This is a genomic window from Luteibacter jiangsuensis, from assembly GCF_011742555.1.
Lineage (GTDB): Bacteria > Pseudomonadota > Gammaproteobacteria > Xanthomonadales > Rhodanobacteraceae > Luteibacter > Luteibacter jiangsuensis.
Window position 1 is genome coordinate 1 of sequence record NZ_JAAQQR010000012.1, and the last position, 18840, is coordinate 18840.

General features: G+C 65.1%; 18 protein-coding genes. 10 read left to right on the plus strand and 8 right to left on the minus strand.

The window, feature by feature from the left end:
- The first annotated feature begins 281 nt into the window (after nt 1–281).
- Nucleotides 282–866 carry a hypothetical protein gene (locus HBF26_RS18275; RefSeq protein WP_167129507.1) on the plus strand — a complete coding sequence of 195 codons (585 nt, stop codon included), beginning with the start codon at nt 282–284 and terminating at the stop codon, nt 864–866.
- Between the two features lie 111 nt (nt 867–977).
- Here HBF26_RS18275 and HBF26_RS18280 read toward each other — a convergent pair whose 3' ends face one another.
- The gene (locus tag HBF26_RS18280; protein WP_167022930.1) at nt 978–1310 is read right to left on the minus strand and encodes a hypothetical protein; all 333 of its coding nucleotides are present in this window, start codon (nt 1308–1310) and stop codon (nt 978–980) included.
- Between the two features lie 69 nt (nt 1311–1379).
- Entirely contained in the window at nt 1380–1886 is a 507-nt protein-coding gene (locus HBF26_RS18285; RefSeq protein ID WP_167129509.1) for a hypothetical protein, read from the minus strand.
- A 272-nt stretch (nt 1887–2158) separates the two neighbouring features.
- Here HBF26_RS18285 and HBF26_RS18290 point away from each other — a divergent pair, with 272 nt between their 5' ends.
- Nucleotides 2159–2953 carry an alpha/beta fold hydrolase gene (locus HBF26_RS18290; RefSeq protein ID WP_167129511.1) on the plus strand — a complete coding sequence of 265 codons (795 nt, stop codon included), beginning with the start codon at nt 2159–2161 and terminating at the stop codon, nt 2951–2953.
- Nucleotides 2954–3003: 50 nt separating this feature from the next.
- Here the strand turns inward: HBF26_RS18290 and HBF26_RS18295 are convergent, their stop codons facing one another.
- The gene (locus HBF26_RS18295; protein WP_167129512.1) at nt 3004–3357 is read right to left on the minus strand and encodes a hypothetical protein; all 354 of its coding nucleotides are present in this window, start codon (nt 3355–3357) and stop codon (nt 3004–3006) included.
- A gap of 163 nt (nt 3358–3520) precedes the next feature.
- Between HBF26_RS18295 and HBF26_RS18300 the strand changes: the two genes are divergently transcribed.
- From HBF26_RS18300 to HBF26_RS18320, 5 genes are all read left to right on the plus strand, one after another.
- Nucleotides 3521–4234, plus strand: coding sequence for a FadR/GntR family transcriptional regulator (locus HBF26_RS18300; protein ID WP_338039704.1), 714 nt, complete (start codon nt 3521–3523; stop codon nt 4232–4234).
- A gap of 174 nt (nt 4235–4408) precedes the next feature.
- Complete coding sequence (locus tag HBF26_RS18305; protein ID WP_193569969.1) at nt 4409–5311, plus strand: aldose 1-epimerase; 903 nt, start codon at nt 4409–4411, stop codon at nt 5309–5311.
- A 22-nt stretch (nt 5312–5333) separates the two neighbouring features.
- The gene (locus HBF26_RS18310) at nt 5334–7565 is read left to right on the plus strand and encodes an alpha-galactosidase (RefSeq protein ID WP_338039705.1); all 2232 of its coding nucleotides are present in this window, start codon (nt 5334–5336) and stop codon (nt 7563–7565) included.
- A 195-nt stretch (nt 7566–7760) separates the two neighbouring features.
- Complete coding sequence (locus HBF26_RS18315; RefSeq protein WP_205287672.1) at nt 7761–9884, plus strand: CBM35 domain-containing protein; 2124 nt, start codon at nt 7761–7763, stop codon at nt 9882–9884.
- Between the two features lie 103 nt (nt 9885–9987).
- Nucleotides 9988–10197 carry a hypothetical protein gene (locus tag HBF26_RS18320; RefSeq protein WP_167129516.1) on the plus strand — a complete coding sequence of 70 codons (210 nt, stop codon included), beginning with the start codon at nt 9988–9990 and terminating at the stop codon, nt 10195–10197.
- A 3-nt stretch (nt 10198–10200) separates the two neighbouring features.
- Here the strand turns inward: HBF26_RS18320 and HBF26_RS18325 are convergent, their stop codons facing one another.
- The gene (locus tag HBF26_RS18325) at nt 10201–10344 is read right to left on the minus strand and encodes a hypothetical protein (protein ID WP_167129517.1); all 144 of its coding nucleotides are present in this window, start codon (nt 10342–10344) and stop codon (nt 10201–10203) included.
- Between the two features lie 84 nt (nt 10345–10428).
- Entirely contained in the window at nt 10429–10719 is a 291-nt protein-coding gene (locus HBF26_RS18330) for a hypothetical protein (protein ID WP_167129518.1), read from the minus strand.
- A 324-nt stretch (nt 10720–11043) separates the two neighbouring features.
- Between HBF26_RS18330 and HBF26_RS18335 the strand changes: the two genes are divergently transcribed.
- Entirely contained in the window at nt 11044–11697 is a 654-nt protein-coding gene (locus tag HBF26_RS18335; RefSeq protein WP_167129519.1) for a response regulator, read from the plus strand.
- A 56-nt stretch (nt 11698–11753) separates the two neighbouring features.
- Here HBF26_RS18335 and HBF26_RS18340 read toward each other — a convergent pair whose 3' ends face one another.
- Nucleotides 11754–15026 (minus strand): ribonuclease E/G, encoded by a 3273-nt coding sequence (locus HBF26_RS18340; RefSeq protein ID WP_167129521.1) that lies wholly within the window; start codon nt 15024–15026, stop codon nt 11754–11756.
- A gap of 349 nt (nt 15027–15375) precedes the next feature.
- On the opposite strand from HBF26_RS18340, the gene HBF26_RS18345 reads away from it, so the two are divergent.
- Nucleotides 15376–16323, plus strand: a complete 948-nt coding sequence (locus HBF26_RS18345; protein WP_167129522.1) for an RluA family pseudouridine synthase — start codon at nt 15376–15378, stop codon at nt 16321–16323.
- Nucleotides 16324–16332: 9 nt separating this feature from the next.
- Here the strand turns inward: HBF26_RS18345 and HBF26_RS18350 are convergent, their stop codons facing one another.
- Together HBF26_RS18350 and HBF26_RS18355 are read right to left on the minus strand one after the other, a co-directional pair.
- The gene (locus HBF26_RS18350; RefSeq protein WP_167129523.1) at nt 16333–17742 is read right to left on the minus strand and encodes a CPBP family glutamic-type intramembrane protease; all 1410 of its coding nucleotides are present in this window, start codon (nt 17740–17742) and stop codon (nt 16333–16335) included.
- 1 nt (nt 17743) lies between these two features.
- Nucleotides 17744–18085, minus strand: a complete 342-nt coding sequence (locus tag HBF26_RS18355) for a 4a-hydroxytetrahydrobiopterin dehydratase (protein ID WP_167129525.1) — start codon at nt 18083–18085, stop codon at nt 17744–17746.
- 140 nt (nt 18086–18225) lie between these two features.
- Here HBF26_RS18355 and HBF26_RS18360 point away from each other — a divergent pair, with 140 nt between their 5' ends.
- The gene (locus HBF26_RS18360; protein WP_167129527.1) at nt 18226–18816 is read left to right on the plus strand and encodes an NfuA family Fe-S biogenesis protein; all 591 of its coding nucleotides are present in this window, start codon (nt 18226–18228) and stop codon (nt 18814–18816) included.
- The last annotated feature ends 24 nt before the right edge of the window (nt 18817–18840 follow it).

Sequence of the window (18840 nt, forward strand, 5' to 3'; positions counted from 1 at the left end):
AATACAACGAGGAGCGGCCGAAGAAGGCGTTGGGCGGACTGACTCCCGCCGCCTACGCCGAGCAGCTAAAGTAACCCCCCGGACTCTAATTCGCTCCGCTACTGAAAGCGGGGGGACGTCGGCGACAATCGCCGCGTTGATATCCAGAAACTTGCCGATCGAGTGCTGGATTTGTGGGATGGATTTTTCGATCAGCACGGGCTTTAGGCCACGTAACAATTAGTTCAAGGCGGGCGATTTGCCGCCGCCTAAATCTAGCGCTAGGCCAGAGAACCAATCACATGGAACTTCCGACTCTCATCTCCACATGCATTGCACTCGCAGCACTGCTGGCAGTCGCCGCGACGATGTATACAGCAAGAAAGCAACGCGCCGCTGAGCTGCAAATTGCCTCTCGCCAAATCGAATCGTCGTTCCGGATTCTCTCGGAGCAGCTAAACAGTCAGAGCGCGCTGGCGTTTTCTCAAATATCTGCCGCCAGAGCTCAGGCACTCGATGAGATAAAGGCGCAAGTATTAACCAAGAATCGTCAGGAATGGATCAACGATTTAAGAAATACCTTGGCGCAATTCATTGTCGGCATACATAAGTGCCGAAACAATCTGACTATTTCGCCAGAGAGAAGGGATCCGAATAGGATCCACTCCAACGTCGGCGACGCTTGGTTACATCTGACACGCCTTAGACTTCTCATCAATCCGAATGAGGATGATCATAAGGATCTTCTCGCAACCGCAAATCTGATGTTTGAACTGATTAAATCAAGCGAAGAAGGTCTACGGTTAAAGGATGTTGAGAAATCTCTGCTAATTATGGGCCAAGCAATCCTTAAGCGTGAATGGGAGCGAGTAAAGTCACTGGCTTGACAACTTCATTCTCGAAAAGATGCGAGAGCATCGAGAGATACTCTCGCCTTAGGTGGCGCCATGCCGTTGTAATCATGCTGTCACATGACGCTCGCCGTCGCCTACGCTCTATTACGAGCGATTCAGCGTGATACCGATCAGGCGAGGCCTTGCGCCTTCGCACACGGTATTGCTCACCACGAGAAGAACGGGCGTGTCGTTTGCCATGGCCGTGAGTGCCGCGGCGTAGAAGGTCTTGTAGCCAGGATTATTGATGGTCGTCCCGGCAAGATCCGTAGCCCCGCATCCTGCCGGATTGGGCATGGCGGTACCGGCGTTGACGGAGAACGCCTCGGAGTTCCAGCCCGTGACGACCTGTTGAAGGTGGACGGGACCGACGGTCGTCTGTGCGAACGATGCCGAGCTAGCGAGCACCAGTGCTGTGCCAATGATGATGTTCTTCATGTGTGTTCCTTTTCCATATGGGTCCGACGCGTCTCACTCGGTAGTCGGTGAGAAGCGATCGAGGTGGCATTAGTCGAGGACGGCGTCGATGATTCCCGCCATCGCACCCGGGTGCACCGGGGTGAGCGTTTGCGGTGCGGCATCCGAGCTGTGCGAGTCGGAGTCACCGGTATATCGGGCACCGATCGTATACGTGGCGACACCCTTGGGAAGGGTGACCGGGAACGTGACGTCGGTCTGGGTAGCCGTGTACTTGTAGGTGATGCAATACGTGAAGCTGGGATCGGGAATGCATTGTGCCGATCCGATTCCAGTGGAGTTGTGCGCGTCGGCTTCAACGCTCAGAACGATCTCCCCATTGAGAGTGATCTGCACATTTCCCCCACGTACCGCAGTGGGTGGCACAAATACCAGGTGTTTGCCGGTTACCACCACGTGGACGTTTACCTGGCGTCCGGGAACAGGCTTGCCGGTGACCGAAAATGAAGTTCCGGTGGTGCTGTCCGCACTGGCGGTAGTGGCTACGACCAGGAGGAGGGCGCACAGCCCTGTGCGAAGTGAGGTGGCATGGTTCATGCCGACCTCACCTTGTTTGCTGTTGCATTGGTTTTCCCCTTTAGGCATGCCCTTCGTCAGGGCGGGGTTATGTTCGGTCGGGGCCGGGAAATCGTCTGTCAGATATCACCGACGTCGCGTGTAAGGAAAACCTCACAGATGCAGCGGCTATCCGGTAGCTTTTTCACGACTCTTCACCGGGGCCGAGGATGTTTCGATGGTGATCACTTCCTGCAAGCCGAAGCTCCTTCGGAGGGTGAATACTTTTCGCCAAAACCTGTCCGGAGACTGCCGTGAACCGTCGCGAGTTTTCGTCCCACTTGCTCCTCGGCCTGTCCGCTGTCGCTTTTTCGGCAAGAATCGCCGCTCGATCCGGACCTGGCGGGGTGGAGCAGGGTAACCGGCTCCCTCTGACCAAAGCCCGGAATGTGGTGATGGTTCACGGCCTCTTTGCCGACGGATCGTCGTGGTCGGAAGTGATTCCGAGACTCCAGGCCAAGGGTCTGAATGTCACATCGGTGCAGAACCCGCTGACGACATTACCCGAGGCAGTGGACGCCTGTCGCCGCGTATTGGATCGGCAGGATGGTCCGACCGTCCTCGTAGGCCATTCCTTCTCCGGGATGATCGTTACCGAGGCCGGCGTGCATCCCAAGGTGTCTGCCCTGGTGTATGTTGCGGCGCGCGCGCCCGACGCCGGTGAGGACTACACCGCGCTGGCCAAGAAGTATCCGACGCCGCCCGCGTCCAAAGGCATCGTGTTCGATGGAGATGAAGGCCGGCTTACGGAAGAGGCCTTCCTTCGGGATTTCGCCGGCGACTTGCCGAGGGAGCGCGCGCTGGCTCTCTACGCGGTCCAGGAGCCCTTCAAGAAGGCGCTGTTGACCGGTAAGACGACGAACGCCGCGTGGCGGCAAAAGCCCAGCTTCTACGCGGTATCGACTCAGGACCGCACGATCGATCCGGATCTGGAACGCTTCATGGCGAAGCGCATGAACGCGCAGACCATCGAGCTTGCCTCGAGCCATGTTTCCACGATTTCCCACTCGCAGGAGATCGCAGAGCTCATCCTGCGTGCCGCCGGTTGACGTCTCGGTAAGGAGTCGCTTGCTCTGCGGAATGGAGGAGCTCCGGGACCTCAATCGCTACGAACGAGCCATGCGTTCGGCAGGTGCAGGCTCTCGCACCCATGTTGGCAGACCAGCGCGCTGCGCGGACCGGAAAACTCCAGATGGGTGCCGTCGGCCAACGCGAGGGTGAGCTGCGCGGGCTTGCTGGCGCCCGACGCCTTGGACAAGGTGCTCTTTACCACGGTGACTTCGACCGTGAAGCTGTCCGGGCCCCACGACCAGGTAGCCTCGCCCTCGTCGCCGTCGATGCGGATCTCGGCGGCGTCGCCCTTCTCGCCGCTGACCAGGTGCCAGGATTCCTGCGAGCAGGCGGCGGTCAGGCAGGCGAGGCAGGACAGGGCCACGATGTATATTCGATTCATCTGTCCGCTCCAGCTCGAGTTGCCACGTTATCGGCCGGTCGGAGCGGTTCTTTAGCCGCACCCGGCGGGTGCCGGCAGGCATTCCATTGACGCCCGGCGACACCGCTGTGTAGCGTTGCCGCCCGAGATTGCACATCGCACTCACCGAAGGAGCGACACCATCGTGAAGCCTGTGGCGGCACGTAATCTGCACAGCCAGGTGGTCCGGGAACTGGGTCAACTCATCGTCAGCGGCAAGCTGGCGCCCGGTGAGGGCCTGCCGCGCGAGGAAACGCTCGCGGAGCAGATGCAGGTGAGCCGCACCGCATTGCGCGAAGCCATGAAGGTGCTCGTCGCCAAGGGGTTGATCGAGTCCCGGCAGCGCACCGGCGCCCGCGTGCGCGACGTCGTGCATTGGAAGCAACTCGACCCCGATGTGCTCGCATGGCGCTGCGCCCTCATGCCGACCGAAAGCTTCGTCGAGAAGCTGGTGGAGATGCGCGAGGTGATCGAGCCTGCGGCCGCGGCAGCGGCGGCAAGGCGACGAACGCCGGAGCAGCTGGCCGACTTGAAGCGAGCCTATGGGGCCATGGCAGCCGCAGTGGACCTCGATGCCTGGGCCGAGGCCGACCTGGCATTCCACGAGACCCTCTTGCGCGCGACGAACAATGAACTGATCGCCTCGCTCTTTTCCGTGATCGAAACCGCGCTCGGCACTTATTTCCTGCTATCTGCACGGAAAGCGGCGAACTTCAAGGCCGCGCTCCCGCACCATGAAAAGGTGTACGAGGCGGTGCGCAAGCGTCAGCCCGAGAATGCGCGGCAGGCCATGCTGAGCATGGTTGCACTGTCGCGCAACAACATGCGCACTGGCCTGCGGCGGACCAAGGCTGTCTGAAGGGATCTGCTCGCCTTGCGGCGGGAATGCTGCATCGCAGCTTGTGGTCCTATATTCATTAAATACTACAATTCGACCTCGGTGCCCCGGGGAGGGTCAGCGTTGCACTTCGCAAGGAATCGTTCCACGGGGGAGTCGAAATGCCTTTGAACTGTCGCGGATCCTTCTGACCGCATGACCGAATCCTCTCCGCTCGAGATCGGTAACGATGACCTCAGGCTTCGCGTGTTGCCGCGCCTGGGTGGCGGCATCGCCGCTTTCGACTGGATCGGGCATGGCGACAGTGTGCCGCTCATGAGGCCGTGGATAGAGGGCGGAGCGGCAGACCCGAACCGCCTGGCGTGTTACCCCCTGCTGCCGTGGAGCAACCGAGTTGCCCACGGCGGTTTTTTTTACGGGGAAAGGCGCGTCGCACTCGAGCGAAACCGCACCGACGAGCCCTGGCCGATCCATGGTCATGGCTGGCAGCGCGAATGGACCGTTGCGAACCACGAGGACCAGGTCCTGGTGCTGACGATGGAAGAAGCGTCGCATGAGGGCTACAGCTATCGGGCCCTGCTCGGCTATCGGCTCGACGGGGACGCGCTGCGCGTGCGCCTCCGGGTGACGAACACGGGCGCGGTGTCGCTGCCGTTCGGGCTCGGACTGCACCCGTTCTTTCCACTGCACGGTGGGGCAAGGCTGCATGCGCCGGCTACCTCGGTGTGGTTGAACGACGGGGACAGCCCACTGCCCGTGGAACGCGTGGTGCCACCTGAAACCTGGGACTTCAGCCGGCCGCGCGCGTTGCCCGCCGGCGGTCTCAATCACGCGTTCCAGGGTTGGACGGGCGACGCCACGATCGAGTGGCCGGGCGTGGGGCTGCGTCTGGGCATCCACGCCGACCTCGACACCTACGTGCTTTATGTTCCGTCCGGCGAAGCGTTCTTCTGTTTCGAGCCCGTCGATCATCCGATCAACGCCTTCCACCTTCCCGGTGGGCCGGTCGCGAACGGCATGACGAACCTCGCACCGGGCACGAGTCTCGAGCGATCGTTTGCTTTCCGGGTGGAAAACCTCCATGGCTGCATGTCGTAGCGACGAAGAGGAAGAGTTAGCAGTGAATCGTCCGTCTCCCATTGTCCGTTTGCTCATCGCTTTCGCTTCGTGCGTGCTCGCTGCCACCGCCGTGGCGCGCACCGAGAATGCGACACCCCGCTACGATGCCGCGCATCGCGTCTTCCGTATCGATGCGGGCGACGTCACTTACGCCATGGGCGTCAACGCCGACGGCTTTCTGCAAACGCTGTACTGGGGCGCGCGGCTCGCACCGGACGATCCGCTCGGGCCGGCCGTTCCCGCGGCGGAGCGTTCGTCGTTCGACCCGGCCGGCAGCCTTACGCCGCAGGAATACGCTGGATGGGGCGGCGCGATGACGGCCACGCCCGCCTTGAAGCTGCGCCTGGACGATGGCAACCGCGATGTCGTGCTGCGCTACGACAGCTATCGCATCGACAAGGGCACGCTTTCGATCCGTCTGCGGGATGCGCAGGCCGGCGTGGCGGTGGACCTGCGCTACACGGCGGATGCTGCCACCGGCGTCGTGGGACGTTCGGCTCGGATCGAGAACACGGGGGCCCAGGCGCTCACCATAGATGCCGCCGCGGCTGCCACCTGGAACCTGCCGCGCGGCGATTACTCCCTTCGCTATCTCACGGGAACGTGGGCCGGCGAGTGGCATCTGCAGACGCGTGCCGTCACGCCGGGCGCCACCGTGCTGGAAAGTCGCCGTGGCAGCACGGGCGACGAGAACAATCCGTGGTTCGCGATCGGCAGGGGCGACGCCTGGAACGAAGAGCACGGCGACGTGTGGTTCGGCGCCCTCGCCTGGAGCGGAAGCTGGCGTATCCAGGTCGATGAGGACATCCTCGGCCAGGTTCGCGTGACGGGCGGATATAACCCCTTCGATTTCGCCTATCGGTTACCGCCCGGGCAGGCGCTGGAGACGCCGGTGTTCTATGCCGGCTATACGGGGCAGGGTATCGGCGCGGCGTCTCGCCTGCTGCATCGCTTCGAGCGGGAACGTGTGCTGCCCGGCGGCACCGCCGCCAAGCTTCGGCCCGTCTTGTACAACTCATGGGAGGCCACCGAATTCAAGGTGGACGAGGCGGGGCAGGAACGGTTGGCCGAGAAGGCGGCCGCGCTCGGTGTCGAACGTTTCGTCGTCGACGACGGCTGGTTCGGCGCCCGCGACAACGATCACGCCGGCCTGGGCGACTGGGTGGTGAACCGGCGCAAGTTCCCCAACGGTCTGAAGCCACTGATCGACAAGGTGCACGGCCTTGGCATGAGTTTCGGTCTATGGGTCGAGCCCGAGATGGTGAATCCGGATAGCGATCTCTATCGCGCCCATCCGGATTGGGTTCTGCATTTTCCAGGACGCCAGCGTAGCGAGGGGCGCCACCAGCTCGTGCTGAACCTTGCGCGCGAGGACGTGAAAGCCCACGTGCTGGCCGTGCTCGACGGACTGCTCAAGGACAACGACATCCAGTTCCTCAAATGGGATTACAACCGCAACTGGTCGGAGCCGGGCTGGCCGCAGATGTCACCGGACGAGCAGCAGAAGGTGTACGTCGCTTACGTGCGCAATCTCTACGACATCCTGCGCGAACTGCGTGCAAGGCATCCGGGTGTGGAGATCGAATCCTGTTCCGGCGGCGGTGCGCGCGTCGATCTCGGCATCATGGCGCTCACCGACGAAGTGTGGCCATCAGACAACACGGACCCTTCGGACCGCCTGTCGATCCAGGACGGCTTTTCCTACGCGTATGCACCCGCCACGATGATGGCCTGGGTCACGGGCTCGCCGAACTGGGTGAATGCGCGCAGCAGCTCGCTGGACTTCCGCTTCCTTTCCGCCATGCAGGGCGGCCTCGGCATCGGTGCGAACCTGCTGGAATGGTCGCCCGCGGAAGAGGCAACGGCGCGCAACTACGTTGCCGCGTATAAGACGATACGCGCCACGGTGCAGCGCGGTGCGCTCTACCGGCTTCTGTCGCCGCAGGACCGCGCACCCTGGTCCGCCACCGAATCGGTCGCCGGCGACGGCAAGCAGGCCGTGCTTTTCGCTTTCCAACGGCAAGGCGAGGAAGCGCGGCCGTTCCCGACGTTGCGCCTGCGCGGCCTGGATGAGAAGGCGCGCTATCGCTATCGCGTCATCCACGGACAGGTAGCGGCCGGAACGCCCGACGTGGCCAGCGGCGCCTATTGGATGCAGCGTGGCCTCGACCTCGTGATGAAGGGCGACCTGCAAGCCGCCGGAGTGATCTTCGAGCGCACCGACGCTCGCTGACGAATCGTGCCCTCTTGGGGCACGCGCATGTCTTCGTTTCCATGGGTCCATCGATCGGCGCCCGGCATCGGACGCCTCTACCTTCGGAGTCGCGCCATGAACGTTCGCCATGACTTGTCCGTTGTTTCCGCTCCCTCACCCGCAAAGCGCGCGCCGCTTCCAGCGCGCTCACGTCTGGCCCTGGCTTGCGGGTTGATGCTTCTTGCCTCGACCGGCATGGCGCAGGTGAATGGCGCCGGCCATGCGCCGTATCTGGGCTGGAGCAGTTTCAGTCAGCAGACGATCGATCCTGGTTTTCTCACCCAGGAAAACATGCGCAGGCAGTCCGATGCATTGGCGGCGTCAGGCCTTCAGGAGCATGGGTATACCTACATCAATCTCGATTCCGGCTGGCAGGGTGGCTTCGATGCCAATGGACGCCCGACACCGGACCCCGCCACGTTTCCCGACATCAAGGCGCTGATCGATCACATCCATGACAACGGGCAAAAGGCGGGCATTTACTGGATACCCGGCGTGGAAGAGCCTGCGGTGCAAGCCAATTCGCCCATTCTCGGCACGGCATTGCATATCCAGGACATCCTGGCGGTGCCGCATCGCGCGGGCAATGCGTTCGGCGGACCCGGCGAGTCGCCTTACCACTACAAGATCGACTTCAGTAAACCCGGCGCGCAGGAATACATCGATTCCGTCGTGGCATTGTTCGCATCGTGGGGCGTGGATTTCATCAAGCTCGACGGAGTGACGCCGGGCTCCTATAGCGACGACTTGCGCATCGACAATCGCGACGACGTGGCCGCCTGGTCCAAAGCCATCGCGCGTACCGGCAAACCCATCTGGTTGACGGTGTCGTGGGCCGTGGACAAGGACTACCTGAACGTATGGCAGGCATATTCGAACGCGCGTCGCATCGACGACGACGTCGAATGCGAGAGCCGCTGCGCCACTCTTACGAACTGGCCTCGCATCGAAAAGCGCTTTCGCGATCTGCCGGCCTGGCAAGACGCGGCGGGTCCGACGAAAGGATGGAACGACCTCGATTCGCTGGACATCGGCGACGGGGAGGGCGACGGCTTGAGCGTGGACGAAAAGCGTTCGGCGGTCACCCTGTGGGCGATGGCGAACGCGCCGCTCTACCTCGGGGGCGACCTCACGCGCCTTGACGACACAGGCAAGCAATTAGCCGGGAACGATGAAGTGATCGCGGTCGATCAGTCCGGCAGGCCTGCGACGCAGGTCGTGGGTGGCGATTTGCCCGTATGGGTAAGCGATCTCGGCGGCGGTCGCTTCTACGTCGCGATGTTCAACATGAACGCGACCCCGGCAGTCGTCGAGTTGCCCTGGCGTGTGCTGCGCGTCAACGGTGCCCGCCGCCTCCGCGATCTTTGGCGTCATCGCGAGTTGGGGCCCTCGCTTGGCGCGTATCGGGCGGAGCTTCCTGGCCATGGCACGCAGCTGCTCCTGGTCGAAGCACTGCCAGGTTCCGTGCCGACGTCGCCCAGCAGCGCGTACGAGGCGGAGCAGGCCTCCCTGTCCGGAACGGCGGGGGTGGCGTCGTGTGTCGGCTGCTCGGATGGCCTCAAGGTAGGCGGCCTTGGGCTGGGTGCCGACAATGCGGTGGCTTTCGATCGGGTATTCGCACCGCGGGACGGCGTCTACTTCATGCAGGTCGATTCGCTTACGTTGGGCCTGCGCTCCTATGTGTACCAGATCAACGATGGACCGCTGCGCACGTTCAACAGTGGCGGCGGTAGTTTCCAACTGCCATCCAGCAGCAACCTTCCTGTATGCCTGCGCCGGGGGTTCAATCGCATCCGCTTCGGCAATGCGGTGAGCTATCCACCGGATCTCGATCGCATCGTGGTGCACGGTCGGGGTGATGCGGCACTTCCGGCCGCGGTCACCTACGAGGCGGAGACGGCGACGCTCGGTGGTGCCGTCACCTCCGGTTTCAGCAATTACTACTCCGGCCTCGCGAAGGCAGGCAACGTCGGCGGCGGCGCCGCCAACAGCGTGACGTTCTCGTCGGTACGCGTACCTGTTACGGGTAGGTATCAACTGGAGATCGACTACGCCACCAGCGGCCCACGCTCGCTCTTCCTCACCATCAACGGCGGAACGCCGCGCAGGCTCGATCTGGACGGAAGCAGTTTCGACGATCCGGTGGCGAAGGTGCTCGAGGTTTCGCTCAAGGCGGGCATGAACACCATCGCACTGGGCAATCCGGATTCGCCTGCCCCGGACCTGGACCGCATCGTCGTCGCGCCGTTGGTGAAGTACGCGTGGCTCGGTGCGTCGGTGGACGAGTGCCCGCGCTAGCGAATGCCTCTGTGGAGACGATCTAGCTGAGGGCTTCACGTCGCCCCGATGCGGACGGGGCGACGCTGCCGGCATCGGAGGCGATCACGCGGGGAGTACGCTCATGGCCACGGTTGCATCAGGTTCGCATACCAGCACCATCGGTGCGCTCGCGGCGGGCAAGTTGCTTGCCAAGGCGACAGGTGGACGGTGGGGGCCGGCCATTCTCATTCTCACCGGCATCATCCTGCTCCGGAAACGCGCCGCCGCACGGGCGGCGCGCCGGGTTCGCTCCGATGTCGGGGACGTCGACGAACTCGACGCACCGCGGTAGCGATTACTTCTTCTGGTTATCCTCGCCCGTATCGTCCAGCGGGTCGCCGCTGGCGTCCGTTGGCGGCTGCTCCGTAGGACCACGCCGGTCTTTGGGCGGCATATCCTGGCCTGGCTGCTGCGGTGGGCGATTTTTCTCATTGGCCATGTCGGGCTCTCCGTCTCGTGGAGGGGCCACCATGACCTGCCGCGACTCACGATGACGTGCGTGGCCCGTGATTGATTTGTCGCGTCAGTGCGCTGTGTCTTTACGTAAGGGAGCGACTACAGACCTCACCGGAAGGCCGACGCGAACTGGCGCTTCGGCATCGCTCGCCTGTTCGGTCAGGAGGGGCGTGACGACCGTCATCCATCCCTCGGCGAACGAGCGGACGTCGTTCGGCCACTCGTCCGGCGTATAACTGGACATGGCCTGCGACAAGGCGGCAACGAGCGCGGCGGGCTCGGGATGGGTGGAAATGGCGGCTTCGAGCGCCGATTCGAGTGCCGCCAGCTTCCCGAGAAGGTAGGTGTGGTCGTCCATGGATGGATCTCCTTGCATGATCCTGGGAGCGGCGGTGGCCCTTGGCGACCGCGGTTCCCTTGTGCGTCGTTGTCCGTGGGCTGCGCGCGCAGTCCGGCAGCAGGCCTTGGCGAATGCCTACATGCTACTGCGTCGAACGATGACACGATCATCAGGTCGTGTCACGTCGCGCGGCGTTGTGATACCGCTACATAAAGCGGCGCCAGGTCACGATCATACCGTCACGCTGGTTGTCTCGCCTGCACATCTGGCATTGTATGCATTCGCAGGCGGCGTCCGGACCGGGTCCGGCGTCTAGAACAGTCGGCCCAGGGAGGGCTCTAAATGATTAACGTTGTTTTGGTCGACGACCACGAACTGGTCAGGACCGGCTTTCGCATGATCCTGCAACAGCAGGCGGATATTCGGATCAGGGGGGAGGCCAGTTCGGCGGAGGAGGGCCTGCGGCTCATCCGATCGCATTCACCGGACATCGCGCTGGTCGATGTCCACATGCCCGGCATGAGCGGTGTGGAACTCACGGAGCGCATCATCCGTGCCAAGTTGCGCACGAATGTCGTCATTCTTACCGTGGTGGACGATGCACGGTTTCCGAAGCGGCTTCTCGACGCCGGCGCGCTCGGCTACCTCACCAAGGGCTGTTCGTCGGACGAGTTGCTCAGCGCCGTGCGCCAGGTCGCCTCGGGGCGTCGCTACCTGGCGCCCACCGTGGCGCAACAGCTGGCGCTGGCCACGTTGGACGGCTCGGATTCCCCGTTCGACACGCTGTCCACCCGCGAAATGGAGGTGTCCATGATGCTTGTACGTGGCATGCCTCTCACGTCGATCGGCGAGCGTCTGAACCTGAGTCCGAAAACCGTTTCGACGTACAAGCAGCGCCTGATGGAAAAGTTGCACGTCGAACATGTAGTGGGCCTGGCCCACCTGATGACGGTGCACGGGCTGCTCGACACACACAACCACCAGGTCGGAAGCTGATTCCTTCCGTCATGCATAAAAAAACGCCGGGCTTGCCCGGCGTTTTTTGTTTCACATCATGGCTCGCCGTGTGGTTCCTGCCGCGGACGGGTAAGCAGGTCGCCTTGCGCCGGCGGTGTCCAGCCGGGGGTTGGGGCCGGTGCCGGGTGCGAGACCGCCGACACGTTCGAGGCCTCGGGCGCCTTCGGAGTGGCCGGGGCGGCCGACGCGGTTGACGCTGCGCTGTCTTCCTCGTCGTCTGCTGGCGGCGTCGTGTCGCTCGCCGTCTCCGCGGCGTCAGCGGAACTGGCCGGGCTCGGGGCTTCGGAGCGCGCGGGCGTGGCCGGTGCAGCCGCCGGAGCCGGAGCCGGAGCCGGAGCCGCGCGCGGCTCGTCGGTCGAGGCCGCAGCGGTGGACACCTTGGCAGAGGCACCGTTCTCGTCGCCTGCCGGCGCCTTCGTCTCGTCGTCCGGCAGCAGCCCGCGCGCGGGAGCGTCCAGGCCCACGCCCGTCGCGGAAGGGGCGGCAGCGACGATGTCTTCCACAGCCGGTGGCTCGTGCTTCATCGGCGCGGCGGCCGGCACAGGTGCGGAGCCGGTCACGGGAGCAGTCTTCAGGGGCGCGTCCGATTCGGTCTGCCGACGCTCGGTGGTGCGCGTCTGGGCCGAGTCCGCAGGCGTGGCGGCGTCGGTCACGTGCGCCGCCGGCTCGCCCGCCGCGGCGCTGCCCGGAATGGGCGGCAGCTTAGGCAAGGTGGGCAGGGTCAGCGCGGACGGAACGGTCTCGTCGTCGGACGACTGGGCAACGGCGTTGCCGATGGCTTCCACCGCGAAGGCGTTCTTCGCGGCGGCAGCCGTATCGAGTACCGGCGGTACGCTCGAGCTGGAACGGGCCGTCTCAGTCTGTGCCTCGTCGTCGCCGTCCTCGTCGTCGAGGTCGTCGGCGGCGTTCGCGCCTTCGATTGCGCCGGCCTGAGCACCATCTTCCTGGCGACGGCGGCGACGGCCACCGCGACGGCCGCGGCGGCGGCGCTGCCCGCCCTCGGTTTCCTTGCCGCCCTCGGCAGCCGCCGGCGCAGCGGTATCGGCCGCGATCGTGGCCTCGACATCGCTGGTCGGAACGTCGGCGAGTGCCTGAGTGGACTTCTCGTCAGCCTTGGTCGCCGGTGTGGCTGCCTTCTCGGCGGCCGGCGGGCGCTGGGCCGGTGTCTGTGCTGTTGCCGGCGTCGGAACGGTCGCGGCAGTGGTCACTGCCTTTTCGGCCTTCTCCGCCTGCGGCTGGCGCTCGCCGCGCGGCTGGCGACGGCCCTCGCCGGTCGCGGCCTGATCCTGGCGACCCTGCCGGCCCTGCTGCTGTCCGTCCTTCTGGCGGCCCTGCTTTTCTTCGCCCTGGCGCTGCTGTGCCTGATCGCCGCGGCCGGGCTTGTTGCCCTTGGCCTGCTGTTGACCGCGCCCCTGTTGCTGGGCGTTGTCCTTGCGCTGGCCTTGCTGACCGCGCTGTTCGCCGCCCTTGCCGCGACCCTCGTTACCACGGCGCTCGTCGCGACGGTTGTTGCGATCGTTGCGACCGCCCTGGCGGGAATCCTCGCGCCGCGCCGGTGTGGCCGGCTGCGCCGCGGGTGCCGCGGGCGCGCCGCCGCCGAAGAGGCTGCCGAACAGGCGGGAGAAGAAGCCGCCGGCGGGGGCGGTGGGAGCGGCCGGCTTCGCGGCGGGAGCCGGAGCGCTGGCCACGATTTCTTCGTCGCGAAGCGGGGCGGGCGTGGAGGGCACGACACCGGTGACCAACGGCTGCTCGCCGCTGCCCAGCGCCTGGCCCATCTTCGGCAGGGCCGTGGCCACGGTGGGCGTGGTGCGCTCGTAGCTAGGCTTGCTGTGCTCGCCCATGTCCGCCTCGCGGATACGGGTGATCTCGAGGTGCGGGGTTTCCAGCTTCTCGTCGGCAACGACCACCACGTGCACGCTGTGGCGGAGCTCGATCTCGACGATGCTGGCACGCTTCTCGTTGAGCATGAAGTTGGCGACCGACGGCGGCGCCTGCACCAGGACCTGCCCGGTGTTTTCCTTCATGGCATGTTCTTCGATCAGGCGCAGGGTGGACAGCGCCAGGGACTCCACGCTACGGATGTGGCCGTGGCCCTCGCAGCGCGGGCAGACGATCTGCGTGGCCTCGCCGAGGCTGGGGCGCAGGCGCTGGCGTGACATTTCCAGAAGGCCGAAGCGCGAGATGCGGCCGATCTGCACGCGGGCGCGGTCGGCCTTCAGGGCGTCCTTCAGGCGTTCTTCCACCTCGCGCTGGTGGCGCGGGCTGTCCATGTCGATGAAGTCGATGACGATGAGACCGCCGGCGTCGCGAATGCGGAGCTGGCGGGCGATCTCGGTGGCGGCTTCGAGGTTGGTGTTGAACGCCGTTTCCTCGATGTCGCTGCCCTTCGTGGCCTTCGACGAGTTGATGTCGATGGCGGTGAGGGCTTCCGTCTGGTCGATGACGATCGACCCGCCCGACGGCAGGCGCACGTTACGCTCGAAGATGCTCTCGATCTGCGTTTCGATCTGGTAGCGCGAGAACAGCGGGGTGGGGTCCTGGTAGAGCTTCAGCTTGCGCAGGTTGTTCGGCATCACCTGCTGCACGAAATCGCGGGCATCGTTGAACAGCGATTCCTCGTCGATCAGGATCTCGCCGATGTCGTTGCGCAGGTAGTCGCGCAGGGCGCGGATGAACAGCTTGGATTCCTGGTAGATCAGGAACGGGGCCTTCTGCGAGTTGGCGGCGGCCGAGATCGACTTCCACAGCTGCAGGAGGTAGTCGAGGTCCCACTGGAGTTCCTCGGCGTCGCGCCCCATGCCGGCCGTGCGCACGATGAGGCCCATTTCGTCGGGCACCGAGAGGTGCTCCATGGCTTCCTTCAGCGCCTGCCGGTCTTCGCCCTCGATGCGGCGCGATACGCCGCCCGCGCGGGGATTGTTCGGCATCAGCACCATGTAGCGGCCGGCCAGGCTGATGAACGTGGTAAGCGCGGCGCCCTTGTTGCCGCGCTCCTCCTTTTCGACCTGGACGATGATTTCCTGGCCTTCCTTGAGGAGTTCGCGGATGTTCGACTTACCTTCCGCGTTCGGATTGAAGTATTCGCGGGCGACTTCCTTCAGCGGAAGGAAACCGTGGCGCTCGGCGCCGTAGTCGACGAAACAGGCTTCGAGGGAGGGTTCGACGCGGGTGATGCGGCCCTTGTAGATATTGGCCTTTTTCTGTTCCCGGGACGGGATTTCGATGTCGAGATCGTAAAGGTTCTGGCCATCGACGATGGCCACACGCAACTCTTCGCGCTGAGTCGCGTTGATCAACATACGCTTCATTGTAGGTTCCTCGGCCTTGCCGCGCGGCCGCGCGCCGCGGTGGCGCCTAGTGGCGGCCTGCCGGGGATCGCGCCGCAGCGGTGAGGCTTCAAGCGGCATGGGATCCGGGACCGATACCTGGACCCGGCGTGATTCGTGAATAAGCGCCTTGCAACCGGTCCGCGTCCCTACGGATTAGCCGGACAACCGCAACCCGAACCGCTACGATGTGGGGTGTTCTCGCCTTCCGACCCCTCGGCCGGAACGGCGTCACACTCGCCTTACGCGGCGGCACCGGCACCCCGCGAGAGATGAGTCTTCAGCGGAGCCTGGCGCTCGCCGAGTATCCTATCAATTTCGAGTTTTATCAATGCAGACGGCAACTTCCCTCGACGGCGGCCAAGGTGTGCGCCAGGTCGAAATCGGTCCCGAACGGGACGGTCAGCGGGTGGACAATGCCCTGATGACCCTCCTCAAGGGGGTGCCGCGCAGCCTGGTCTACCGCCTGCTGAGAACGGGCCAGGTCCGGATCAACGGCAAGCGCGCGAAGCCGGAGACCCGGCTGGCGCTAGGCGACATGCTTCGCATCCCGCCCGTGCGGGTGGCCGAACGCGAGGAAGGCGTCGCGCCGTCGGGCATGATGAAGGCCGTGGCCGACGCGGTCATCTTCGAGGACAAGCACTTCCTCGTCATCGACAAGCCGGTGGGCATCGCCGCCCACGGGGGAAGCGGCGTGAGCCACGGCGCGATTGAGCTGCTGCGCGCCGCCCGGCCGAACGAGCACCTGGAGCTGGTGCACCGCCTCGACCGCGACACCAGCGGCGTCCTGGTCCTGGCGCGATCCCGCCCCGGGCTGACCGGCCTCCAGGCCCTGATCCGCGACAATGCCGTGACGAAGCAGTACCTCTGCCTCATGACGGGGACCCCGCGGAAGGCGAAGTTCGACGTCAATGCGCCCCTCCTGAAGTCCGTTCTGCATGGCGGCGAGCGCATGGTTCGGGTCGACGATGCCGGCAAGCCGTCGCTCACCTTCTTCCAGGAACTGGAGCAGTACCCCGGCTCCCGCCTTATGCAGGCCACCCTGGGCACCGGCCGCACCCACCAGATCCGCGTGCATGCCCAGTACATCGGGCATCCCCTGGCCGGCGACCCGAAGTACGGCGACGAGGAGGCGAACAAGCGCTTCCGGGCCAAGGGGCTGAAGCGCATGTTTCTGCATGCGTCGAGGATGAGTTTCGACCTCGGCGGCAAGAACTACGATTTTTCGGCCCCGTTGCCCGACGATTTGAAGACGTTCCTGGACAATCTGCGCGGTTGAACTCTTCGATCACTGCAGGAACCGCGCGCTGACCTCCAGGGAGCGCAACATGCCGCCCGCCAGCCCGGCTTGCAGCACCACCGCGCTTGCCGCGTGCGCGATCGCCACCGGCAACAGCGCGCGGCGGCGGAAATACCACCACGCCCAGCCCAGCTCGGCCACGAAGCACAGTTGCATCAACAGCCCATTCGGCGTGTGCAGCAGGGCGAATGCCAGCGCCGTCAGCAGCACTGCCGCGGGGCGCGGCAGGGCTCGCGCCAGCAGGGCGCCGGCCACGGCCAGCACCAGCCATTGCTGGAAGATCGCCCAGCCGAGATAGATCGCTATCCGCCCGGCCGGCGGCCATTGCAGCGTATGGCCGAAGACGTGAACGAGGGCGAGCGCCGTCGGGATGGCGAGGAGCGGCCAGCCGGCGTGGCGCCAGTCGCCGAGCCCTCGCCAGCCGGGCAGGTTTCGCCCGAGCGCGAGGAGAAGCGCGTAGACGACCCCCGTCGCGAACATGGTCACCCCGGATGAGGACGGGCTCGTCCCAAGGCCCATGCCCGCGATGAACCACAGCGGGCCGACCAGCACGAGCCCCGCGTCCAGCAGATCGGACATCGGAGTGGCCCGCCAGCCGCCCCGTCTCCGTTTCCTGGCAGCGGATGCGCCGAGCATGAGCATGTAGATGGCAGGGGCAAGCCAGGCCCCCCAGGGGGGCGCTCGCTCGGGGGCGGACGCGGTGCCGAACGTCAGCAGGGGATCCTTGTCGCGTTGACGGTCGCGCCACGCGAGCAGTTCCTCGGCCGAGAGGCCGGCTGGCAGTCCGGCGGTGCGCGGCGCGAGGACGCCATGACCTGGAAGGAGCGCGGCGCTGTCGAGCACGAGGGTCGCCCCAGGAGGCAGGGTCGCTTGCAGGCGCAACATGGCCGCCCGCGCCGGCGGCCCAACACGGCGTCCGCCGGTATCGGTCCAGGCCAACGCGCGCAGATCGATGGCGCGGGGCAGCCCTGCAGGCGGCAGCGTCCCCAGGCTGGCCTGAAGGAGCGGCCCGTCGAGGCTCTCGCGAGCGGCAACGCCGTATTGACCCGGTGCCGACGCGGAGGCATGCCATTCCAGGGTACCGAGTCGGGTCAGGTCCACGGGGCGGGGTAACGGCAGGCCGACTTCAGCGGTACCGGCCCGGTCCGCCCGCAAGGTCAGGCCGCCCGGGCTTGTCTCCAAGGTGCCGCTGCCGAAGGCCCGCCCTGCCACCACGTCGTCGGGTCGGCGGAAGTGCCAGGACCATGGGGAGCCGCCGGTCGCGTAGCTTGCCCGCTCGGCGGCGCTCTGCGACTCGATGGCCGCGCGGACCACGGCGGCCGCGACATACGGCAGGGCCGACAGGAGCGCCGTGGCGACGAGACCCGCCGTCAGCCAGCGAAGGCCCGGATGGCGCACGTCAGCGATCCAGGAGGGCCTCGACGCGTGCTGCGCAGATGAAATCGTTCAACGAGAGGCCACCGACGTCGTGCGTCGACCAGAGCACCTGGCAATGGCCATAGCCGGCTTCGAGGTCCGGATGGTGGTCTTCCTGGTTCGCCATGAAGCCCACGGCATTGATGAAGCCCAGCGTATGGTGGAAGTCGGGGAAGCGGAAGTCCTTCACGATCGCCTTGCCATCCGCGCTCAAGGTCCATCCCGGCAGGCCGGCGAGGTAGTTGTCGACGGCTGCCCGATCCAGCGCGTGCGCCGCGCCCTTGCGCGGCTGGCAGTGCTGGGCGGCAAGAGGGGAGAGGGTCATGAGAGTGCGTCCGTTACGGGAAAGCGCGAAGGTTGGCGCGGGGCCGGTTGAATTGTCAAAAGGCGGCGTCCACCTCAAAAGCGTACTAAAATGGTGCTGTTTTCCGGCGTTCCTGGCCGGGCCCTCCCTTCGGAGCCGTCATGATCGATATCTCGGAACGCGCGCAAGCGCATTTCCTGCGCCTTCTCGCGCAACAGGGCGAAGATGGCCTTGGCATCCGCCTGCGCGTGGTTGCGGCCGGCACGCCATCAGCCCAGTGCGAACTGGAATTCTGCACCCCGTCGGAATTGCAGGGCGACGAATGGACCGTGGAGTGCGCGGGCTTCAATCTTTACGTCGACACGGAAAGCATGCGCTGGCTCGACCCGGCCCAGATCGACTACGAGACCACGCCCACCGGTAGCCAGCTCAACATTCGCGCACCGCGCATCAAGGGCGACGCCCCGGGCGAAGGCGCGGGGCTCGTCGAGCGCGTGCAGTTCGTGCTGGAGACCGAAATCGCGCCGCAGATTGCCTCGCACGGCGGGCGCATCTCCCTGGTGGAGGTCACGGCCGAAGGCGTCGTGGTGCTGCGTTTCGGCGGCGGTTGCCACGGCTGCGGCATGGTCGACGTCACGTTGAAGAACGGCGTGGAGAAGACCTTGCGCGAGCGGATTCCCGAGGTCACCGAAGTCCGCGACGCCACCGACCACGATACGGGCGAGAAACCCTATTTCGCAAAGGCCGTTTGAGCGATCTGGCGGCTTGATGTGGGA